Genomic DNA, 21,748 nt, shown 5'->3' with positions numbered 1-21,748 from the left:
GGTTTATCAACTGTTGATAAACCAAGTAAATGATACGCTTTCACCGCCCTCCGGCTTCCCTATAATGGCCGCTCATTTAACGATCTCGTTATGGCGAGGCTCCTGCACAAATACAAGTTACCGCCCTGTTGGTATCGAGAGAGACCACTCAGGGAAATACAGGCATCCATCGAATCAAGGTGTTGCCAAGGTAACTTCTGACGGCGTTCATGCCGGACAGATACGTTGTGCAGTGCTAAAACCAGGACGTAGGGATCTGCCTGTGCTCATCCTGTCTTGTTCGCCCCTATGAGTGATTTTTTATAGGGAATTACACCATGTCTTCAATGCAACACCGCGCCGCGCACCTGGCTACCGCCGCCTTCGATGGCGATGCGATCGCCCAGTATATGCGTACCGATTTTATCACCCTGCCCGAGCACCTCAGCGTCTATGAAGCGCGGGAGCTCTTTGTCTCACAGCTCGCCAGCGATGATATTCCAGGCCAGGTCTTTGTGGTGGCCGGAAAGAAGCTGCGCGGCAGTTTATCGATTAAAAAGCTGCTTCAGGAGAGCGATACGGCGCAATCCATTCGCTATTTAATGGACAGCTGCCTGTTCCGCGTGAAGCCCGATGATGAGCGCCAGGAGGTGGTCGCCGAACTGAGCGAACGCGGCCTCGATCTGGTGCCGGTGGTGGAAAAAGGTGAACTGGTCGGCTGCCTGATGGAAAAAGAGATTGCCCATCTGCTGGCAGATGACGTTACCGAAGATGTTCATCGCCAGGGCGCCACGCTCCCGCTGGAGAAGCCCTATCTGGAGATCAGCCCGTGGACGCTGTGGAAGAAACGTTCGGTATGGCTACTGCTGCTGTTCGTGGCGGAAGCCTACACCAGCAGCGTGATTCAACATTTTGAAGAGGCGCTGGAATCCGCCATTGCGCTGGCCTTCTTTATTCCGTTGCTGATCGGCACCGGCGGCAACAGCGGGACGCAGATCACCTCCACGCTGGTCCGTTCCATGGCGCTCGGCGAAGTACGCCTGCGCGATGTGGGGCGAGTGATTCGTAAAGAGATGACGACATCGCTGCTGATTGCCCTCACTCTCGGTCTGGCGGGCTGCCTGCGTGCCTGGATGATGGGTATCGGCCTGGAGATCACCCTGATTGTCAGCCTGACGCTGGTCTGCATTACGCTGTGGAGCGCGGTGGTCTCGTCAGTGATCCCGCTGACGCTCAAGCGCGTGGGTATCGACCCGGCGGTGGTCTCCGCGCCGTTTATCGCCACGCTGATTGATGGTACCGGGCTGATTATCTACTTCAAAATCGCCCAGTATTTTCTGGGTCTGAACGGATAAACCGGAGGGCAGCCTGCCGTCACCAGAGGCTGTCCCCTGTTTTACGCCTCTGCCAGCGCCTGGGCGCAGGCCCAGGCGGAAGACCAGGCCCACTGGAAGTTATAGCCGCCCAGCCAGCCGGTCACATCCATCACTTCACCGATAAAATAGAGCCCCGCTACCTTGCGCGCTTCCATGGTCCGCGACGACAGTTCGTGAGTATCTACGCCGCCGAGCGTCACCTCCGCCGTACGGTAGCCTTCAGTGCCGTTGGGCTGCACGCGCCAGGCGGTCAGCGTCTCCACCAGCATTTCCTGCTCGCGCACGTTGAGCTGTTTTAGCGTGACGTCCGGAATTTGTCCCAGCTGCTGCAGGCACTCCACCAGCCGCTTCGGCAGCTGCATGGCGAGGGTGTTTTTCAGGCTTTGATTCGGATGTTCGCTACGCTGCGCGTTAAGGAAATCATCAAGATGGCAATCCGGCAGCAGGTTGATGGTGACAAACTCGCCCGGCTGCCAGTAGCTGGATATTTGCAGCACCGCTGGCCCGGAAAGCCCGCGGTGGGTAAACAGCAGATTCTCGCGAAACAGCGTGCCGTCCTGTGCGGTAATGGTTGATGGCACCGACACGCCCGAAAGCACCTGCAACTGCTCAAGCAGCGGTTTATGCAGAGTAAAGGGCACCAGGCCCGCACGGGTCGGCAGGACCTTGAGGCCAAACTGCCCAGCAAGCTTATAGCCGAACGGCGACGCGCCCAGCCCGGGCATCGACAGGCCGCCGGAGGCCACGACCAGTTTTTTCGCCGCCACCTCGTCACCATTGAGCTGTAACCTGTAGCCTTCATCATCGCGTTCTACGCCGATAATTTCGCTACGCAGGCGAATTTGCACGCCGCCTTTCTCACATTCGGCCAGCAGCAGGTTGACGATTTGCCCGGCGGAATCATCGCAAAACAGCTGGCCAAGGGTCTTCTCATGCCAGGCAATTCCGTGCTTGCCTACCAGTTCGATAAAATCCCACTGGGTATAACGCGCCAGCGCAGATTTGCAAAAATGCGGATTCAGGCTGAGGTAAGCTGCAGGCTCAATATACATATTGGTAAAGTTGCAGCGGCCACCGCCGGACATCAGGATTTTACGGCCCGGCTTTTTGCCATTATCCAGCAACAGCACGCGCAGCCCCGCCTGGCCCGCCTGCGCTGCACAAAACATTCCCGCCGCCCCGGCGCCAATTACAACGGCATCAAACCTTTCCACACAACCTTCCTCATATCCCGATTGTCGGGAATTGTAAATTTTTCACGCTGGTCGCACCAGCATGAAAATCCATGTATTCATGTACATTATTGAAAGATATAAGATTACTCTCAAGCGGGTAAAATCCCGACCGGAAGAAAATCAAAAAAAGTCTATATTTCACTTTGCCCGCGCCGCTAAAGTCACTGATAATGCGCCGCGTTCATGTCCTCAAAATGGCGTAACGTCCTATGCTACATTTATTTGCCGGTCTGGATTTACATACCGGACTATTACTATTGCTTGCTTTAGCTTTCGTGCTGTTTTACGAAGCGATTAACGGTTTTCATGATACCGCAAACGCTGTTGCTACTGTGATTTACACACGCGCAATGCGGTCACAACTTGCTGTTGCGATGGCGGCCCTCTTCAACTTCTTCGGTGTTCTGTTGGGGGGTCTTAGCGTCGCTTATGCCATCGTGCATATGCTGCCGACCGATCTGCTGCTTAACATGGGTTCCGCACATGGCCTCGCCATGGTGTTCTCTATGCTGCTGGCAGCGATTATCTGGAACCTCGGTACCTGGTATTTTGGCCTTCCGGCCTCCAGTTCGCACACGCTGATCGGCGCTATCATCGGGATTGGTTTAACCAATGCGCTGATGACCGGCACATCTGTGGTTGACGCGTTGAATATCCCGAAAGTCATGGGTATTTTCGGCTCACTTATCATCTCACCAATTGTAGGTCTGGTGGTCGCGGGCGGCCTGATTTTCATTTTGCGTCGTTACTGGAGCGGTACCAAAAAACGTGCTCGTATTCACCTGACTCCCGCAGAACGTGAAAAGAAAGACGGCAAGAAAAAGCCGCCATTCTGGACCCGTATTGCCCTGATTCTGTCCGCCATTGGCGTATCGTTCTCCCACGGCGCTAACGACGGCCAGAAAGGCATTGGCCTGGTCATGCTGGTACTTATCGGCGTGGCACCGGCAGGTTTCGTCGTGAACATGAATGCCTCCGGCTATGAGATTACCCGGACCCGCGATGCGGTGAACAACGTGGAAACCTTCTTCGAGCAGCGCCCTGAGCTGCTGAAAAAGGTCACCGGCGTTGAGCAACTGATTCCTTCTCCGGAGGCCGGAACGGCCGCCAGCGGCGGTGAGTTCCATTGCCATCCGGCGAATACCATCAACGCACTGAGTCACGTGAAAACGGCGCTGACCGGTATTGAAAGCTATGACTCGCTCTCCGTGGATCAGCGGAGTCAACTGCGTCGCATCATGCTGTGCATTTCCGACACCACCGACAAAGTCGCGAAACTACCGGAAGTGAATGCTGACGATCGGCGCCTGCTGAAGAAACTGAAAACCGATATGCTGAGCACCATCGAGTACGCGCCAATCTGGATCATTATGGCCGTGGCGCTGGCGCTGGGTATCGGCACCATGATCGGCTGGCGTCGCGTGGCGACCACTATCGGCGAGAAGATCGGTAAGAAAGGCATGACCTACGCGCAAGGTATGTCCGCCCAGATGACCGCGGCGATTTCGATTGGCCTGGCGAGTTACACCGGTATGCCGGTATCGACCACCCACGTGCTCTCCTCCTCCGTGGCGGGGACGATGCTCGTCGATGGCGGCGGCCTGCAGAAAAAGACCGTCACCAGTATTCTGATGGCGTGGGTGCTGACCTTGCCGGCAGCAATCCTGTTGTCAGGCGGGCTGTACTGGCTAGCCCTGAAGATTATCTAAGTTCAGGTCATTACCGCTGAGCGAGCAACCCTAAACGGGTCAGGAAACTGGCCCGTTTTTTTTACCTGTCATCCGGCTAGTGCCAAATCAGTAACGCGATCAGACTCACCACCACCAGGCCGCACAGGGCGCTGGTCAGGATAAACAGCCGCCGTACCCGTTCGCAGCGACGAATAAATTCATCATCGTGATGATCGCGATAACGTTGGGCGTAGATGTACCAGACCAGGCGCACCTGTTTGCCCGGCTGCCCATGCGAAGTAAAAAAGCCTCCGCCATCAACATATTGATAAAGCAGGGGATCGCAACCACGTAGCACAACCAATAATGCACGCAATGAAGAGAAGTAACGTGCCATATTCACCACACAAACGATACACAGGGCCCAAAACAGCGCAATAGTGCTGATCATACGTCCTCCCCGGCGACCCGCCCTCGGAGACATCTCCGGAGCTAGCGCTTCCCAATACCCAACCCAACACAATACGAGAGTGTGATTCCGATCACGTTTATTTATCCGATCGGCTCATTAAATAGTGTAGGAGATCAGTCAATTTTTTTACCACAAGGTTAATCGTTATCAATGCGTAAGATGAATATATTTGTTTAACTTTTGGTGAATCAGGTGCATTGACGGAGCATGAGGGGCTCTATAAGGTAGAAATATCTTCTACAATTAAGTCCTTAAAGGGCTGTACCCCCGCGGATTAGCACGCAGGACGCGGGCGAAGCGGCAGCACCCGCTGTCTGGTCCAATGGTCATCGACAACTTATGGAAGGAGTAACACTATGGCTTACAAACATATTCTTATCGCAGTAGACCTCTCCCCGGAAAGCAAAGTTCTGGTAGAGAAAGCCGTTTCTATGGCGCGTCCTTATAATGCCAAAGTCTCTCTGATTCACGTGGATGTTAATTACTCCGACCTGTACACCGGTCTGATCGATGTCAACCTGGGCGACATGCAGAAACGCATTTCCGAAGAGACGCACCACGCCCTGAGCGAGCTGTCCACCAACGCGGGCTATCCGATTACCGAAACCCTGAGCGGCAGCGGCGATCTCGGCCAGGTACTGGTTGATGCGATTAAAAAATACGATATGGATCTGGTGGTTTGCGGTCACCATCAGGATTTCTGGAGCAAGCTGATGTCTTCCGCACGTCAGCTCATCAATACCGTTCACGTCGATATGCTGATTGTGCCGCTGCGCGATGAAGAAGACGAATAACCGTTCGCGCGGTTAACCAGCAGAATGCCAACGCCCGCCTTTGCGGGCGTTGTTATTTTTCACCAACGCGACTACTCGGGCATCCCGGCGTAAATATCGAAACGGTGGCCTTTGGTGACCACCGCATTCGGCGTGTCGACATTCGCCAGCGGCGGCGCATAGTCCGGACGTTTCACCACCACCCGTTTGGTCGCCAGCTGACGCGCTGGCTCCAGCAGGCCGTCGGCATCCAGATCCGGCCCGACCAGCGACTGAAACACGCGCATCTCTTTTTTCACCAGCGCACTTTTCTGCTTATGCGGGAACATCGGATCAAGATAGACCACCTGCGGGCGCGGCGTAATGTCGGTCAGCGCCGTCAGGCTGGAGGCATGGATCAGCTGCAAACGCTCGCGCAGCCACGGGCCGATTTCCGGGTCGGCGTAGCCGCGAGCCAGTCCGTCATCAAGCAGGGCCGCCACGACCGGATGACGTTCCAGCATGCGTACGCGGCAGCCCACCGAGGCCAGCACGAAGGCATCGCGCCCCAGTCCCGCCGTCGCATCCACCACATCCGGCAGGTAGTCGCCTTTGACGCCCACCGCTTTCGCCACCGCCTCGCCGCGACCGCCGCCAAATTTACGCCGGTGGGCCATCGCCCCGCCGACGAAATCGACGAAGATGCCGCCAAGTTTTGGCTCGTCGCGTTTACGCAGCTCGAGATGCTCGCAGGTCATGACCAGCGCCAGCGGATTGTCATCGTCCTGCATCAAGCCCCAGCGAGCGGCAAGAACAGATAAGGCGCCGTCTCCGGCGCCCGTTTCATCAATTAAGCAGATCTTCACAGCGGACTTAACCCTTAATACCGTAATGCTCCAGCATCGCATCCAGCTGCGGCTCGCGACCGCGGAAGCGTTTAAACAGTACCATTGGCTCTTCGGAACCGCCGCGGCTCAGGATGTTATCGAGGAACGACTGGCCGGTTTCACGGTTGAAAATCCCCTCCTCTTCAAAGCGCGAGAAGGCGTCCGCCGCCAGGACATCGGCCCACAGATAGCTGTAGTAACCTGCCGCATAGCCCCCGGCAAAAATATGGCTGAAGGCATGCGGGAAGCGGCCCCAGGACGGACCCGGCACCACGGCGACCTGCTTTTTGATTTCCGCCAGCGTTTCGAGGATTTTCGCCCCTTGCTCCGGCTGGTACTCCGCGTGCAGGCGGAAATCGAACAGGCCGAACTCCAGCTGACGCAGAATGAACAGCGCGGCCTGATAGTTTTTCGCCGCCAGCATTTTTTCCAGCAGCGCCTGCGGCAGCGGTTCGCCGGTTTCATAGTGACCGGAGATAAACGCCAGCGCTTCCGGCTCCCAGCACCAGTTTTCCATAAACTGGCTCGGCAGCTCGACCGCATCCCACGGTACCCCGCTGATGCCGGAGACGCCGGCAGTATCGATACGGGTCAGCATATGGTGCAGACCGTGACCAAATTCGTGGAACAGGGTGATCACTTCATCGTGGGTGAACAGCGCGGGTTTGCCGTTCACCGGGCGGTTGAAGTTGCAGGTCAGGTAGGCGACCGGCTTTTGCAGTGAACCGTCGAGTTTACGCATCTGCCCGACGCAGTCGTCCATCCACGCCCCGCCGCGTTTGTGCTCGCGCGCATACAGATCGAGATAGAAGCTGCCGCGCAGTTCGTTGTGCTCATCATACAGCTCGAAGAAACGCACTTCCGGGTGCCAGACATCCACATCGGTGCGCTCTTTCGCGGTAATCCCGTAAATACGTTTCACCACTTCAAACAGGCCGTTAACCGCTTTATTTTCCGGGAAATAAGGGCGTAGCTGCTCATCGCTGATGCTGTAGAGATGCTGCTTCTGTTTTTCACTGTAGTAAGCGATATCCCACGGCTGGAGTTCGTCGACGCCAAACTCCGCCTGCGCAAAGGCGCGCAGCTGAGCCAGCTCTTTCTCCCCCTGTGGACGAGCGCGTTTCGCCAGGTCGGTCAGGAAGTCGAGCACCTGCTGCGGGTTTTCCGCCATTTTGGTCGACAGCGATTTGGAGGCATAGCTGTCAAAGCCCAGCAGCTGGGCCAGTTCGTGGCGCAGCGCGAGAATTTCCGCCATCACCGGGCTGTTGTCCCATTTGCCGGCATTCGGCCCCTGGTCTGACGCGCGGGTGGAGTAAGCGCGATACAGCTCTTCACGCAGCGCCTGGTTGTCGCAGTAGGTCATCACCGGCAGATAGCTCGGAATATCCAGCGTCAGCAGATAGCCTTCCTGTTCTTTCGCCTGGGCCTGAGCCTCGGCTGCCGCCAGCGCGCTTTCCGGCATCCCGGACAACTCAGCGACGTCGGTCACCAGCTTGCTCCAGCCCATGGTGGCGTCGAGCACGTTGTTGCTGTACTGGTTGCCAAGCTCAGACAGGCGCGCGGCGATTTCGCCGTAGCGTTTCTGCTGCTCTTTCGCCAGGCCAATCCCCGACAGCTCAAAATCGCGCAGCGCGTTATCCACCGCTTTTTTCTGCGCGGTGTTTAGCGTGGCGTAATGGTCGCCGTCGCGCAGATCGCGATACGCCTGATACAACCCTTCATGTTGACCGACCCAGGTGCTGTATTCCGACAGCAGCGGCAGGGTTTGCTCGTAGGCTTCACGCAGCTCGGGGCTGTTCTTGACCGAGTTCAGATGGCTGACCGGCGAGAAGATACGTCCCAGCACATCATCCACTTCAGCCAGCGGCTGGCAGAGCGTTTCCCAGCTGTACGGCGCGCCTTGCGCCACCACGCTTTCTACCGCAGCCCGACAGTCGTCCAGCGCTTTGGTCACCGCAGGGACGACGTGTTCCGGCTTGATCGCAGAAAAAGGCGGCAATGAAAAAGGCGTCAATAATGGATTGGTCATATGCGCAGTCCTGTTGAAAAGGGTGAATGAAGCGCGCGGTCTGGCGCTTTAGCATGAGATCTAGAATGGGGGATCGTAACGGGAATTTCAATGTCACACCGTGCCAGGCGCCGGGTATTGCTGCAATAAGCATTTGCCGGGCATCGGCCGGGGAAGACGCCGGGCGCCCCGCTGGCAGAGGCGACGCCGCATATGACGCATTGCAGGAGCGATGGCGACGCCTTCCTGCAACGCGAAGGATTTACGCGACGGGCGCCATTAGCGCGTTTTCTGCGCCATCTGCCAGGCCGCAGACAGATTCACACGCTGCCAGAACTGCTGGTCGGCGGTCTCGCCCGACAGCGGATAGCCTGCCGGCAGCGCGGTTTTCACCAGCAGCGCCCGGCGCTGGGCGGCGGACAGATGAGGCAGCGCGGTTTCCAGCAGGACTTCCGCCCCTTCCGGCACTTTCAGGCTCTGCTTCTCGCCCTTCTGCTGCGGCAGGTCATAGGTCATCGTGAAACGGTAGAAATCGCGCATCGCCGGATCGCGATACGGGTCGTCTTTTCCGGCCGGCTTCGCGCATTCGGCCAGCGAGGTACCGCACTCTTTTTCCAGCGCGGCGCGCAGCTGATCGCGCGCTTCATTAAACAGCGCACGGTACTTCGCGTCGTTGAGGTAATGCGCGACGTTGCGCTGTGCCACCATCCGTGATCCCATGACATCCAGCGGGTAGTGAACGCCAAGCACGATGCGGGAATAGCCGTAGCGCGCGCCGCGGGTGACCAGCGCATCAAAGCGTTCCGGGATCATTTCCGCCATCAGCAGCGCATCGGTGTAGCCGGTGTTGGTGTGTCCGCTGGGGAAGGAACCGCCGTCGGCGGTGTAAGGCTGGTTGTCCTTGATAACCACATCGTCCGGCACCAGATGAATGGTATTGCCCTGAATCAGGAACGGACGCGGGTTGTTAAAATGCTTTTTCGCCGCCCCGGTGCTGACTTCACTGGCCTTAATCAGCGCCGCGGCTTTCCCCAGCTCACCTTTGTCGTAGGCCGTGAGGAACGCTTTGCCGAGCCGCGGGCCCAGCGCATCGCTGAGGAAATAGAGATAGCTAATCCCCTCCGCATCCGCCAGCGCCTGATGGCGGGTAGCCTGCGTCGCATCGCGGTTAATCGCGGTCACCGTCGCCAGGTTATCCTTCACCACCGAATCCGGGAGCTTGCTGAAAGCGCCAAGCAGCGCGATGCCCGCCTGCTGATTCGCTTTCTCCTGGAAGTCATAGCCGCTGGCCTTCAGCCAGGCCTTATCTGCCTGGGTTTTGCTCTGTTTCGCATGGGCGAGCTGACCGCGGGTGAGCGTGGCGGCATCGCCCTTCAGCGCAGCGCGCAGCTGCGCCAGCGCCTGACCTTCAAGACCGTCAAACGCCGGGCTGGCCGCCGCGGACGTCACGCTGGCCGCGATCGCCGCCGCCTGATTCAGCGGAACCTCTTTCGCCAGAGCCGGCAGCGCCAGGATTAACGCCGAGGTCAGGAGTGTGATTTGCAGTTTCATTATTTTTCCTTTTATTCAAACAATTACCTTGCCTTCACGCGACGCTAGCGCTGATATTTGACGTTTTTATGACACGGTCATGTTTTGCAACGCTTTTGACCTCATTGAAACAGCGCGGCGCTACAGCGGTAATCTGCACGGATCTGCGGTAAACTATCGGTCATCTTGTTTAATTCCCGGAATCTCTGCATCCATGCTCAGTTATCGCCACAGCTTTCACGCAGGCAACCACGCCGACGTCCTTAAACACACCGTTCAGAGTCTAATCATTGAATCGCTGAAAGAGAAAGAAAAACCGTTTCTCTATCTGGACACTCACGCCGGCGCGGGCCGCTATCAGCTGAGCGGCGAGCACGCCGAGCGTACGGGTGAATACCTGGAAGGCATTTCCCGTATCTGGCAGCAGGACGACCTGCCGGCCGAGATGGCAGCCTACATTTCCGTCATCCAGCATTTCAACCGTAGCGGCCAGCTGCGCTATTACCCGGGCTCTCCGCTGATCGCCCGCCAGCTGCTGCGCGAGCAGGACAGCCTGCAGCTGACCGAGCTGCACCCGAGCGATTTCCCGCTGCTGCGTTCAGAATTCCAGAAAGACGCGCGCGCGCGCGTGGAAAAGTCCGATGGTTATCAGCAGCTGAAGGCTAAGCTGCCGCCGGTGTCCCGTCGCGGCCTGATTCTTATAGATCCGCCGTACGAGATTAAAAGCGACTACCAGGCGGTCGTGACCGGTATCCACGAAGGCTACAAACGCTTTGCCACCGGCACCTACGCGCTGTGGTATCCGGTGGTACTGCGCGCGCAGATTAAGCGCATGATCAAAGATCTGGAAGCGACCGGTATTCGCAAAATCATGCAGATTGAACTTGCCGTGCGTCCGGACAGCGACCAGCGCGGCATGACCGCTTCCGGGATGATCGTCATTAACCCGCCGTGGAAGCTGGAACAGCAGATGAACAACGTTCTGCCGTGGCTGCATAAGAAGCTTTCGCCGACCGGCATCGGACACGCCACCGTCGGCTGGATCGTACCGGAGTAATCACAGCCATCGGTGGAACCTTTTACGCCTCGCGCTACAATCGCGGTCATTTAACGATTAAGGGCCTATCAGGATAGGTCTTCTAAGGATACAGGCTATGAGCAAACATTATGATTACATCGCTATCGGCGGCGGCAGCGGCGGCATCGCCTCCATCAACCGTGCGGCAATGTATGGCCAGAAGTGCGCGCTGATTGAAGCTAAAGATCTGGGCGGCACCTGCGTCAACGTCGGCTGCGTACCGAAGAAAATCATGTGGCATGCGGCGCAGATTCGCGAAGCGATTCATCTGTATGGCCCGGACTACGGTTTCGATACCACGATTAATCACTTCGACTGGGACAAACTGGTAGCCAGCCGCAGCGCATATATCGACCGTATCCACACCTCCTATGACAATGTGTTAGGCAAAAATAAGGTGGATGTCATCAAAGGCTTCGCCCGTTTTGTGGATGCCAACACCGTGGAAGTGAATGGCGAAACGATCACTGCCGATCATATCCTGATCGCCACCGGCGGCCGCCCGAGCCATCCGTCTGTTCCGGGTGCTGAGTACGGCATCGACTCCAACGGCTTCTTTGAGCTACCGGCTCTGCCGAAGCGCGTCGCCGTGGTGGGCGCGGGCTATATTGCCGTTGAGCTGGCGGGCGTGATTAACGGCCTCGGCGCCGAAACGCACCTGTTCGTGCGTAAACATGCGCCGCTGCGCAGCTTCGATCCGCTGATCGTCGATACTCTGGTGGAAGTGATGAACACCGAAGGGCCGCAGCTGCACACGCACGCCATCCCGCAGGCGGTGGTGAAAAACACGGACGGCAGCCTGACGCTACAGCTGGAAGATGGCCGGAGTCAGACCGTGGATTGCCTGATCTGGGCCATTGGTCGTGAGCCGGAGACCGATAATTTCAACCTCGCAGCCGCTGGCGTAAAAACCAACGACAAAGGCTATATCGTGGTGGATAAATTCCAGAACACCAACGTGCCGGGGATCTATGCCGTGGGTGATAACACCGGGGCGGTGGAGCTGACGCCGGTGGCGGTAGCCGCAGGTCGCCGTTTGTCCGAACGCCTGTTCAACAACAAGCCGCAAGAGCATCTGGATTACAGCAATATCCCGACCGTGGTCTTCAGCCATCCGCCGATCGGCACCGTTGGTTTAACCGAGCCGCAGGCGCGCGAGCAGTATGGCGATGACGCCGTGAAGGTGTATAAATCAGCCTTTACCGCGATGTATACCGCCGTCACCTCGCACCGCCAGCCGTGCCGCATGAAGCTGGTATGCGTCGGTCCTGAAGAAAAAATTGTCGGTATTCACGGCATCGGCTTCGGCATGGATGAAATGCTGCAGGGCTTTGCGGTAGCGCTGAAAATGGGCGCGACCAAGAAGGACTTCGACAATACCGTGGCGATTCACCCGACCGCTGCGGAAGAGTTCGTGACCATGCGTTAATCTCTTCGGCCCCGTGTTCTCACGGGGCTTTTTTTATGCGCTCATCGCCTGCCGTCCAGGTCGATTTCGCGGCCCTGGTGCTGCAAAATCGCGTGCCCGATGTAGTTACTCCAGTTAAAGCTGTTTTGCAGTACCACCACCGCATTCTGATTCGCCTTATCAAAACCGATATAGCTGGCGTAGCCGCCGATAGTAGAGGACTCAACGGCCTGTCATATCTTCCTGTGGTACTGAAACCAATGAGGGGAGTTAAAGACGCCGGGATCGTAGCGGCTGTCAACGATCATTGCAAAGCGAACAGGCTGAAATCATCCGCGCAATGACGCCCGTCCGGCCATCTTTACCTTCGCCCTCAGGCGGTACCATTATTGCCATGACGCATAAACGCCGGTCGCTGATTGAGCGCCCGGTACCAGCGCTCAACCGCCGGCAGCTCCGGATGGGCAAACGGCGTCATTTTCCAGCGGTGCACCGACAGACCCAGGACAATATCCGCCAGCGTAAACTGCGGGCCGACTATCCATGCGCCGGTACGTTGCAGCTGTGATTCCACGATCTGCACGCAGCGGCTCCAGGCGGCAATACTCTCCTTCATCGCCACCGGGTCCTGAAAACGCGGATCTTTGCGCACCAGGCCCATAAAAGCATAGCGCCAGGCATTGTTAAACTCCGTGGCCTGCCAGTCCATCCAGCGCTCGACATCCGCTGCGCCCTGAGGCGTAACCGGTAGCAAATCCTCACGCCCGGCTTTACGCGTCAAATAGCGGCAGATGCTGTTTGACTCCCACAGCACGAAATCATCATCCAGCAGCACCGGCACCAGGGCGTTTGGGTTCAGGGCACGAAATTCGGCGGTATCGACCGGCTGGAAACCGCTGCCGTAATCCTCCTGCTGATAAGTCAGACCGACTTCATCGCAGGTCCATAACACTTTACGCACGTTAATTGATGAGCGTTTGCCCAGTATTTTTAGCATCGTGACATCCTTAAGCGAAGGAACGTGACTTCCACCCTACTCTATCCGGCAACAAAGAGGCAGCCTGCCGGATAATGTGTATAGTTGATTGCAGCCTTTTTTGCTGACACAGGGAACCCGCCATGCTGACTCCGTTTACTGTTTTCACTCCGGGCAACATCCGTTTTGGCCGGGGTCTTGCCGGGAGCGCCGCCCCATGGCTGGCCCAGCGCGCCACGAAAGTGCTGCTGGTCCACGGCGCCAGCCCGCAGCGGGCCGCATTGTTGCTGGCCGAACTGCGCGCGCATCATCTGGCGGTCGTCACACTCGCCGTTGCCCATGAACCGACGCTGGAAGATATTGAGCAGGGGGTGCGTCTGGCGCGCGAGCATGCCATCGACGCCGTCCTGAGCCTTGGCGGCGGCGCCGTTATCGATGCCGGCAAGGCTATCGCCGCGCTGGTGCCGGCATCGGGGCCGATCGTTGACTATCTGGAAGTGGTGGGCAATGGCCGGATACCCGAAGCGCATCCGCTGCCGTTTGTCGCCATCCCGACCACCGCCGGTACCGGGGCAGAAGTGACGAAAAATGCGGTGATCAACGTCACGCAGCAGCGGCGGAAAGTCAGCCTGCGCGACGATCGGATGCTGCCGGACCTGGCCATCGTCGACCCGGCGCTGACCGACAACGCTCCGCGCGCGGTGACGCTCGGCTCCGGCCTTGACGCGATAACCCAGCTCATTGAGCCCTGGCTCTGTACCCACGCCAATCCTTTTACCGATGCGCTTTGCCGGGCCGCTATTCCACGGGGAATCAAAGCGCTGCGCACGCTGATGGAAAAAGAGTGCCCGGACAGCCGCGATGAGATGGCCTGGGTCAGTCTGTGCGGCGGCCTGGCGCTGGCCAATGCCGGTCTTGGCGTCATTCATGGACTGGCTGGCCCGCTGGGGGGGCTGAGCAATGCTTCCCACGGCGCGCTCTGCGGCAGCCTGCTGCCTTACGGCCTGGCGCTCAATGAGTCGCAGGTCAGCAACAGGGCTATCCGCGGGCGCTTCGCTGAAGTCCGCCAGTGGCTGGCCGACGGGCTTGACGTCGAGCCGGCGACCGCCTGGGATAGCCTGCGCGAATGGAGCCGCGGCGCCGGGCTGGGGAATCTGCGCGAACTGGGCGTGCCGCACGAGGCCCTGGAGCCTGCGGCGCTGGCAGCCAGCAGCTCCTCCTCAATGAAAGCGAATCCGGTGTCGCTGGATAGCGAGCAGTTGCTGGAGATGCTGGAAGCGGCGTGGGAGTAACGCCGCTCTACCCGGCAGTATTAGATTTTGTTGCAAAACGATTGCTCCGAATTTCTCTCTTCGCTTCGGGGCAATTTACTTTAAAAAAATCAATAAATTAATAATCCTGGCACGTCAATGTACCGTTAAAAATCGTGACCTGACGCACACTTTTGTTTCCAGACACCGAAGCGAGTGACTACGCTTAATAGTCAGGCCGGGAGAGGCCCGGCGCCCTGAACTGACGCGATCCGGAGGTCCATATCACGATGTCCAGCCAGATATTACGCAACGATAATGGCGATAAACCGAAGATCGAGCGCGATTTGTGCTATGAAGCCGATCCGTATGAGTTAAAACTGGATGAAATGTTCGATGCCGAACCGGAGCCGGAGATCATCGAAGGCCTGCCGGCCTCTGATGCTCTGACGCCTGCCGACCGCTATCTGGAACTGTTTACCCACGTGCAGAAATCGCGGATCTTCGCCGACAGCAAAACCTTCCCCGACTGCGCGCCAAAGCAGGATCCGCTGGATATCTTGATCCACTACCGGCGGGTGAAGCGCCAGCCAGGATTCGACCTGCGCCAGTTTGTTGAAGAGCACTTCTGGATGCCGGACAACCGCGCTGACGACTACGTGTCCGATCCCCGGCTATCGCTGAAAGAGCATATCGATAACCTCTGGCCCGTTCTCACCCGCGAGCCGCAGGATCATATTCCCTGGTCATCGCTGCTGGCGCTGCCGCAGTCTTATATCGTGCCCGGCGGACGCTTTAGCGAAACCTACTACTGGGACTCCTACTTCACGATGCTGGGGCTGGCGGAAAGCGGCCGCGAAGACCTGCTGAAATGTATGGCGGACAACTTCGCGTGGATGATTGAGACCTACGGTCATATTCCCAACGGCAACCGCACCTACTATCTCAGCCGCTCGCAGCCACCGGTGTTTGCCCTGATGGTAGAGCTGTTTGAGGAGGATGGCGTGCGCGGCGCGCGGCGCTACCTCGATCATCTGAAGCTGGAGTACCAGTTCTGGATGGACGGCGCTGACTCATTGATCCCCAATCAGGCCTATCGCCACACGGTGCGTATGCCGGACGGCTCGTTACTCAATCGCTACTGGGACGACCGCGATACGCCGCGGGATGAATCGTGGCGGGAAGATGTCGAAACGGCAAGACACTCTGGCCGCCCGGCCAACGAGGTGTACCGTGACCTGCGCGCCGGCGCGGCCTCCGGCTGGGACTATTCCAGCCGCTGGCTGCGTGATATCACCCGGCTGGCGAGCATCCGCACCACCCAGTTCATTCCGATCGATTTAAACGCCTTTTTGTTCAAACTGGAAAACACCATCGCCAATCTTTCCGGCCTGAAAGGCGACCGGGAAACGGAGGCGGCCTTTCGCCAGAAGGCCAGCGATCGCCGGTCAGCTGTAAACCGCTATTTATGGGATGAAGAGGGCGGCTGTTTTCGTGATTACGACTGGCGACGCGAACAGCAGGCGCTCTTTTCCGCCGCCAGCATCGTCGCGCTGTATGTCGGCATGGCCACGCACCAACAGGCAGACCGGCTTGCCGATGCGGTACGTGCCCGCCTGCTGACCCCCGGCGGCATCATGGCCACCGAATATGACAGCGGCGAACAATGGGATAAACCCAACGGCTGGGCGCCGCTACAGTGGATGGCGATCCAGGGCTTTAAACTGTACGGCCAGGACCCGCTCGGCGACGAAATAGCCCACAGCTGGCTGCAAACCGTGAACCATTTTTACAAGCAGCACCATAAGCTGATTGAGAAGTACCACATCGCCGGCGGGGTGGCCCACGAAGGCGGCGGCGGCGAATATCCGTTACAGGATGGCTTCGGCTGGACCAACGGCGTGGCGCGTCGGCTGATAGGACTGTACGGGGAACCCTTATAACCAGGTGCTGTTCCGACCATTCATGTCCTGCTATGGTCATAGCATCTCACTTCGCAGGAATTGTTTTCATGACCGAATTGCTTACGCCACGGCTGCACTGTTCACAGCTGAAGCAGGAGGACTGGTCTTTTTTTCTCGCTCTGCAAAGAGATCCGCAGGTGATGCTGTATATCGCCGATTCACGCCCGCTGTCTGAAATACGCGAGGCCTTCGATTCGCGTATTTTACCGTGGTCGCCAGGGGCAAAACAGTGGCTGAGCCTGGTCGTGCGCGACAGAGTAACCCGCATACCTCTGGGGCTGACCGGCTACCAGCACCATGAAGGCGGTTGTGCCGAAGTGGGTTTTTTATTTACTCCGACCGCGCAGGGATGCGGCTATGGTTATGAATCCCTGCGCGCGCTCTGTGATTTTGCCTTCAGCACCGGAGGCGTGCGTCGACTGACCGCCACGGTCACCGCCGGAAACTTAGCGTCGCGAAATCTGCTGCAGAAAACCGGTTTCCTGCAGGAGGGTGAGCTGCGCGAATGCTACTGGCTGAACGGACGCTGGCATAATGACTGGCTGTTTGGCCTGCTGCGTCGCGATTATCACACGCTGAACATATAAGCGGGACGCAACGCCTCTTCGCAGTGGGAGAGGCGGTTACGATTACAGGAACATGCCGCCGGAAACTTCCACGCGCTGCGCGTTCATCCATCTCAGGTCATCGCTCAACAATGCCGCAATCGCATCGCCGATATCATCTGGCAACCCGACCCGCTCCAGCGCCGTTTGCGCCGCAATATGCTGATTAACCTGAGCGTTATCGCGGACCATTCCGCCGCCAAAATCGGTTTCTATCGCCCCTGGCGCGATAATGTTGACCGAAATCCCGCGCGCCCCCAGCTCCTTCGCCTGATAGCGGGTCAACACCTCCATCGCCCCTTTCATCGCCGCGTAGGCGGCATAGCCCGGCAGCGCGAAACGGGCCAGCCCGCTCGACACGTTAAGGATACGTCCCTTATCCGCCAGAAGCGGCAGCAGGCGCTGGGTCAGGAAGAACGGGCCTTTAAACTGAATGTTCATCAGCTCATCAAATTGCGCTTCGCTGGTCTCAGCAAAGGGGACGTTTAAACCGATTCCGGCGTTGTTTAATAAATAATCAAAGGTGTCGCGCTGCCAGCGCTGTTGCAGCAGTTGAGCCACATTCTGAGTGAAAGCCTCAAAGCTCGCCGTATCACCGACATTCAATGCCAATGCCGCCGCTTTCCCCCCTTTTTGCTCAATTTCATCCACCACTTGCTGGGCAGCCTGCGGGTTGCTGTGCCAGGTGAGAATAATATCGGTTCCCTTCTCTGCCAGCTTCAGCGCTGCATTTTTTCCCAGTCCACGGCTGCCGCCGGTCACTAAAGCGATACGTTGTGTCATCAGAAAGCCCCTTCTCAGTTGCGTTTGTCTGGTTAAAGAGCTTATTAGCTGCCAGTAAAACAATAAATGCGCTAAATTACGTTTTACTGTTCCAGAATTAACAACAATAGAGTTTCGGTATGGATAAAATTCACGCAATGCAGCTATTCATCCGCGTCGCGGAGCTGGAGAGTTTTTCCCGCGCCGCCGAAACCTTAAGCCTGCCGAAAGGGAACGTCTCGCGCCAGATTCAGGCGCTGGAAAACCATCTCGGCGTGCGCCTGCTGCACCGCACCACGCGCCGGGTACAGCTCACCCAGGACGGAATGGTCTATTACGAACGCGCCAGGGACCTGCTCAGCAATCTCGATGAGCTGGACGGCATGTTTCAGCACGATCCGGCGACCATCAGCGGTCGCCTGCGGGTGGATATGCCGGTCGGACTGGCGAGAAAACTGATCATTCCGCGCCTGCCGGCTTTTTTGCAGCAGTACCCGGGTATTGAGCTGGAGCTGAGCAGTAGCGACCGGCTGGTGGATGTGATTCGCGAGGGATTTGACTGCGTGGTGCGCGTCGGTACGCTGAAAGACTCCGGCCTGATCGCCCGCCCGCTGGGTAAGCTGACGCAAATTAACTGCGCCAGCCCGCACTATTTATCACGCTTCGGCTACCCGACCACGCTCGACGATCTGGCCGATCACGCCCTGATCCACTATGCCAGCACTCCCGGCGCCCGCCCGCTGGGGTTTGAGGTGATGAGAGATGGCGTCGTCCAGTGGGTGAAAACCGGCGGTACGCTCACCGTTAACAGCACGGAAACCTATCAGGCCGCCTGCCTGGCCGGGCTGGGCATTATCCAGGTTCCGCGCACCGGCGTCCGCGAGGCGCTGCGTACCGGCGAGCTGATTGACATCCTGCCGCAGTACCGCGCGGAACCGCTGCCGGTATCGTTAATCTATCCGCACCGACGCAACCTTTCCCGCCGGGTACATCTGTTTATGGAGTGGCTGGGGAGCGTGATGAAAGAGTACGTCGATTAAGCGATACCGCCCTTTACCGACGGCGTCTGGACGCTTCGCAGGTCTATGAAGGATTTTACGTATATAATTTTGAAGAATCTCGCTGTAAAGAAAGGAAGAAATCACTCATGACATCGGAAAACGACGCCAAACGCCCGACCCAGGATCCGGGCCAGCCGCCGGAAAAAAGCAAAAGCCCGCTGGCCGCCATCAACGACTCTGCCGTAGCGCAGAAGGCGAATCAGGCGTTAAAAACCGTCACCGGAACAGCAGAAAAAGTCCAGCGGAACCCGATTATTGCGCACCTGCTGCGCGCCGCCGAACGCTTTAACGACAGGATGGGAAACCAGTTCGGCGCGGCCATCACCTACTTCTCGTTTCTGTCGATGATCCCGATTCTGATGGTCTCCTTCGCCGCCGCCGGTTTTGTGCTGGCCTGGCACCCGACGCTGCTGCAGGATATTTTCGATAAAATCCTGCTGAATGTCAGCGACCCCACGCTGGCCGCCACCCTGAAAAACACCATTAATACCGCCATCCAGCAACGTACCGCCGTTGGCCTGGTCGGTCTGCTGGTCGCGCTCTATTCCGGTATTAACTGGATGGGCAACCTGCGGGAGGCGATTCGCGCCCAGTCGCGCGACGTCTGGGAGCGAGCGCCGCAGGACCAGGAAAAGATCTGGATGAAATACTTCCGCGATTTTATCTCGTTGATCGGCCTGCTGGTGGCGCTGGTGGTGACGTTATCGATAACCTCCGTCGCCGGTTCCGCGCAGCAGATGATCATCTCCGCGCTCTATCTCGATAATATTGAATGGTTGCAACCGGCCTGGCGACTGATCGGCCTCGCTATCTCCATCTTCGCCAACTATTTGCTGTTTTTCTGGATCTTCTGGCGTCTGCCGCGCCACCGCCCGCGGCGCAAAGCGCTGATTCGCGGTACCCTGATTGCGGCTATCGGTTTTGAAATCATAAAAATGATCATGACCTGGACACTGCCCGCGCTGGTGAAATCGCCTTCCGGCGCCGCCTTTGGCTCCGTATTAGGCCTGATGGCCTTCTTCTATTTCTTCGCCCGCCTGACGCTGTTCTGCGCGGCGTGGATCGCCACGGCCGACTATAAGGATGACCGTCGCATGCCGGGCAAAGTCCACGATTGATGCCGTATCGGGCTGAAGAAAGGGACAAAATTCAGCCCGAATCATCATTTCAGCAGATAAATCCAACATGTAACTTTTATTTAACTAAATACTGGTTTTATCTACTATTGTTTTATTTATGTGAAGCATTTCATAGAAGTTATTTTTCCGGCACGCAAATTATCCGCTTTTTGACTATTTTTTCGCCTCTCGCGCGCTCTGTTACAGATTGAAATGTCCCTTTTGCTGTGGCTATATGGCCTTTCGTTCGCTAAAAATAAGAAAGATTTATGCAAGCCACAGCCAGCACACTCGACAAGACCCAGGAAACCGCTCCGGTTAACTCGCGCAATAAAGTCGTCGTCGCCTCCCTCATCGGCACCGCCATTGAGTTCTTCGACTTTTATATCTATGCCACCGCCGCGGTGATCGTCTTCCCGCATATTTTCTTCCCGCAGGGTGACCCGGCCGCAGCCACGCTACAGTCGCTGGCGACGTTCGCCATTGCCTTCATTGCCCGTCCGATTGGTTCCGCCTTATTCGGCCACTTCGGCGATCGCGTCGGCCGTAAGGTCACGCTGGTCGCTTCGCTGCTGACTATGGGGATCTCCACGGTGGTTATCGGCCTGCTGCCCGGTTACGAGAGCATTGGTATTCTTGCGCCGATGCTGCTGGCGCTGGCGCGCTTCGGCCAGGGTCTGGGGCTGGGCGGTGAATGGGGCGGCGCGGCGCTGCTGGCGACCGAAAACGCCCCGCCGCGCAAGCGCGCGCTGTACGGTTCTTTCCCGCAGTTGGGCGCGCCAATCGGCTTCTTCTTCGCCAACGGCACCTTCCTGCTGCTCTCCTGGCTGCTGACCGACGAGCAGTTTATGGCATGGGGCTGGCGCGTACCGTTTATCTTCTCCGCCGTGCTGGTGATTATCGGGCTGTATGTGCGCGTGTCGCTGCACGAGACGCCGGTGTTCGCCAAAATCGCCGCCGCGAAGAAACAGGTCAAAATCCCGCTGGGTACCCTGCTGACAAAGCATGTGCGCGTCACCGTCCTCGGTACCTTTATCATGCTGGCGACCTATACCCTGTTCTATATCATGACCGTCTATTCCATGACCTTCAGTACCGGCGCTGCGCCGGTAGGTCTCGGCCTGCCGCGTAATGAAGTGCTGTGGATGCTGATGATGGCGGTGATTGGCTTCGGCGTGATGGTGCCGGTGGCGGGTCTGCTGGCCGATGCGTTTGGTCGCCGTAAGAGCATGATCGTGATTACCTCGCTGATCATCCTCTTTGCGCTGTTCGCTTTTAAACCGCTGCTGGGCTCCGGCCAGCCGGCGCTCGTCTTCGCCTTCCTGCTGCTGGGCCTGAGCCTGATGGGGCTGACCTTCGGTCCGATGGGCGCGCTGCTGCCGGAGCTGTTTCCGACGGAAGTTCGCTACACCGGCGCATCGTTCTCGTATAACGTGTCGTCGATTCTCGGCGCCTCCGTCGCGCCGTATATTGCCGCCTGGCTACAGGGTAATTATGGCCTGATGGCGGTCGGCCTCTACCTCGCGGCCATGGCCGGGCTGACGCTGATTGCGCTGCTGTTGACCCACGAAACGCGCCATCAGTCGCTGTAGTCCCTTGCTGCCCGGCGCGATGCGC

At 57.8% G+C, this 21,748-nt stretch carries 18 protein-coding genes, 1 pseudogene and 1 riboswitch; of the genes and pseudogenes, 11 read left to right on the top strand and 8 right to left on the bottom strand.

Features of this window, described 5'->3' with window-relative positions; genetic code table 11:
* The first annotated feature begins 77 nt into the window (after positions 1-77).
* A riboswitch (M-box (ykoK) riboswitch) is annotated at positions 78-261 on the top strand.
* A 56-nt stretch (positions 262-317) separates the two neighbouring features.
* Positions 318-1,334 (top strand): magnesium transporter, encoded by a 1,017-nt coding sequence (locus CWM52_RS04685; RefSeq protein ID WP_100683021.1) that lies wholly within the window; start codon positions 318-320, stop codon positions 1,332-1,334.
* Positions 1,335-1,375: 41 nt separating this feature from the next.
* Here CWM52_RS04685 and CWM52_RS04680 read toward each other — a convergent pair whose 3' ends face one another.
* Positions 1,376-2,569: an NAD(P)/FAD-dependent oxidoreductase gene (locus CWM52_RS04680; RefSeq protein WP_100683020.1), complete on the bottom strand. Its 1,194-nt coding sequence runs from the start codon at positions 2,567-2,569 to the stop codon at positions 1,376-1,378.
* Positions 2,570-2,799: 230 nt separating this feature from the next.
* Here CWM52_RS04680 and pitA point away from each other — a divergent pair, with 230 nt between their 5' ends.
* Complete coding sequence (gene pitA / locus CWM52_RS04675) at positions 2,800-4,299, top strand: inorganic phosphate transporter PitA (RefSeq protein ID WP_100683019.1); 1,500 nt, start codon at positions 2,800-2,802, stop codon at positions 4,297-4,299.
* A 76-nt stretch (positions 4,300-4,375) separates the two neighbouring features.
* Here the strand turns inward: pitA and uspB are convergent, their stop codons facing one another.
* Complete coding sequence (uspB, locus tag CWM52_RS04670; RefSeq protein ID WP_100683018.1) at positions 4,376-4,711, bottom strand: universal stress protein UspB; 336 nt, start codon at positions 4,709-4,711, stop codon at positions 4,376-4,378.
* A 377-nt stretch (positions 4,712-5,088) separates the two neighbouring features.
* Between uspB and uspA the strand changes: the two genes are divergently transcribed.
* Entirely contained in the window at positions 5,089-5,526 is a 438-nt protein-coding gene (uspA, locus tag CWM52_RS04665; RefSeq protein ID WP_004126268.1) for a universal stress protein UspA, read from the top strand.
* A 71-nt stretch (positions 5,527-5,597) separates the two neighbouring features.
* Here the strand turns inward: uspA and rsmJ are convergent, their stop codons facing one another.
* From rsmJ to CWM52_RS04650, 3 genes are all read right to left on the bottom strand, one after another.
* Complete coding sequence (rsmJ, locus tag CWM52_RS04660; RefSeq protein WP_100683017.1) at positions 5,598-6,350, bottom strand: 16S rRNA (guanine(1516)-N(2))-methyltransferase RsmJ; 753 nt, start codon at positions 6,348-6,350, stop codon at positions 5,598-5,600.
* Between the two features lie 7 nt (positions 6,351-6,357).
* Complete coding sequence (prlC, locus tag CWM52_RS04655) at positions 6,358-8,400, bottom strand: oligopeptidase A (protein WP_100683016.1); 2,043 nt, start codon at positions 8,398-8,400, stop codon at positions 6,358-6,360.
* A 258-nt stretch (positions 8,401-8,658) separates the two neighbouring features.
* Positions 8,659-9,930: an acid phosphatase gene (locus tag CWM52_RS04650; protein WP_100683015.1), complete on the bottom strand. Its 1,272-nt coding sequence runs from the start codon at positions 9,928-9,930 to the stop codon at positions 8,659-8,661.
* 193 nt (positions 9,931-10,123) lie between these two features.
* On the opposite strand from CWM52_RS04650, the gene CWM52_RS04645 reads away from it, so the two are divergent.
* Together CWM52_RS04645 and gorA are read left to right on the top strand one after the other, a co-directional pair.
* Positions 10,124-10,966: a 23S rRNA (adenine(2030)-N(6))-methyltransferase RlmJ gene (locus CWM52_RS04645; RefSeq protein WP_100683014.1), complete on the top strand. Its 843-nt coding sequence runs from the start codon at positions 10,124-10,126 to the stop codon at positions 10,964-10,966.
* Between the two features lie 97 nt (positions 10,967-11,063).
* Entirely contained in the window at positions 11,064-12,416 is a 1,353-nt protein-coding gene (gorA, locus tag CWM52_RS04640) for a glutathione-disulfide reductase (RefSeq protein WP_100683013.1), read from the top strand.
* A gap of 19 nt (positions 12,417-12,435) precedes the next feature.
* On the opposite strand, the pseudogene CWM52_RS26670 reads toward gorA, so the two are convergent.
* Together CWM52_RS26670 and CWM52_RS04630 are read right to left on the bottom strand one after the other, a co-directional pair.
* A pseudogene (locus CWM52_RS26670) lies at positions 12,436-12,607 on the bottom strand (serine hydrolase); the annotation flags it as partial.
* 161 nt (positions 12,608-12,768) lie between these two features.
* Entirely contained in the window at positions 12,769-13,392 is a 624-nt protein-coding gene (locus tag CWM52_RS04630) for a glutathione S-transferase family protein (protein ID WP_100683012.1), read from the bottom strand.
* Between the two features lie 122 nt (positions 13,393-13,514).
* Here CWM52_RS04630 and CWM52_RS04625 point away from each other — a divergent pair, with 122 nt between their 5' ends.
* The 3 genes from CWM52_RS04625 (at position 13,515) to CWM52_RS04615 (ending at position 17,172) form a co-directional block, all read left to right on the top strand.
* Positions 13,515-14,663, top strand: a complete 1,149-nt coding sequence (locus CWM52_RS04625; RefSeq protein WP_100683011.1) for an iron-containing alcohol dehydrogenase — start codon at positions 13,515-13,517, stop codon at positions 14,661-14,663.
* 248 nt (positions 14,664-14,911) lie between these two features.
* Complete coding sequence (locus CWM52_RS04620; RefSeq protein ID WP_100683010.1) at positions 14,912-16,564, top strand: alpha,alpha-trehalase; 1,653 nt, start codon at positions 14,912-14,914, stop codon at positions 16,562-16,564.
* A gap of 68 nt (positions 16,565-16,632) precedes the next feature.
* The gene (locus tag CWM52_RS04615; RefSeq protein ID WP_100683009.1) at positions 16,633-17,172 is read left to right on the top strand and encodes a GNAT family N-acetyltransferase; all 540 of its coding nucleotides are present in this window, start codon (positions 16,633-16,635) and stop codon (positions 17,170-17,172) included.
* 42 nt (positions 17,173-17,214) lie between these two features.
* Here CWM52_RS04615 and CWM52_RS04610 read toward each other — a convergent pair whose 3' ends face one another.
* Positions 17,215-17,973 (bottom strand): SDR family NAD(P)-dependent oxidoreductase, encoded by a 759-nt coding sequence (locus tag CWM52_RS04610; protein ID WP_100683008.1) that lies wholly within the window; start codon positions 17,971-17,973, stop codon positions 17,215-17,217.
* A 119-nt stretch (positions 17,974-18,092) separates the two neighbouring features.
* On the opposite strand from CWM52_RS04610, the gene CWM52_RS04605 reads away from it, so the two are divergent.
* From CWM52_RS04605 to CWM52_RS04595, 3 genes are all read left to right on the top strand, one after another.
* Positions 18,093-18,992 (top strand): LysR family transcriptional regulator, encoded by a 900-nt coding sequence (locus CWM52_RS04605; protein WP_100683007.1) that lies wholly within the window; start codon positions 18,093-18,095, stop codon positions 18,990-18,992.
* Between the two features lie 107 nt (positions 18,993-19,099).
* A complete protein-coding gene (gene yhjD, locus CWM52_RS04600) occupies positions 19,100-20,131 on the top strand; it encodes an inner membrane protein YhjD (RefSeq protein ID WP_100683006.1) in 1,032 nt (343 codons plus the stop codon).
* 269 nt (positions 20,132-20,400) lie between these two features.
* Positions 20,401-21,723 carry an MFS transporter gene (locus tag CWM52_RS04595; protein ID WP_100683005.1) on the top strand — a complete coding sequence of 441 codons (1,323 nt, stop codon included), beginning with the start codon at positions 20,401-20,403 and terminating at the stop codon, positions 21,721-21,723.
* The last annotated feature ends 25 nt before the right edge of the window (positions 21,724-21,748 follow it).

This window comes from Raoultella sp. T31 (genome assembly GCF_002806725.1).
Lineage (GTDB): Bacteria > Pseudomonadota > Gammaproteobacteria > Enterobacterales > Enterobacteriaceae > Klebsiella > Klebsiella electrica.
Note: the sequence above shows the minus strand (reverse complement) of the source record. Positions and strands in the feature narration are given on the sequence as shown.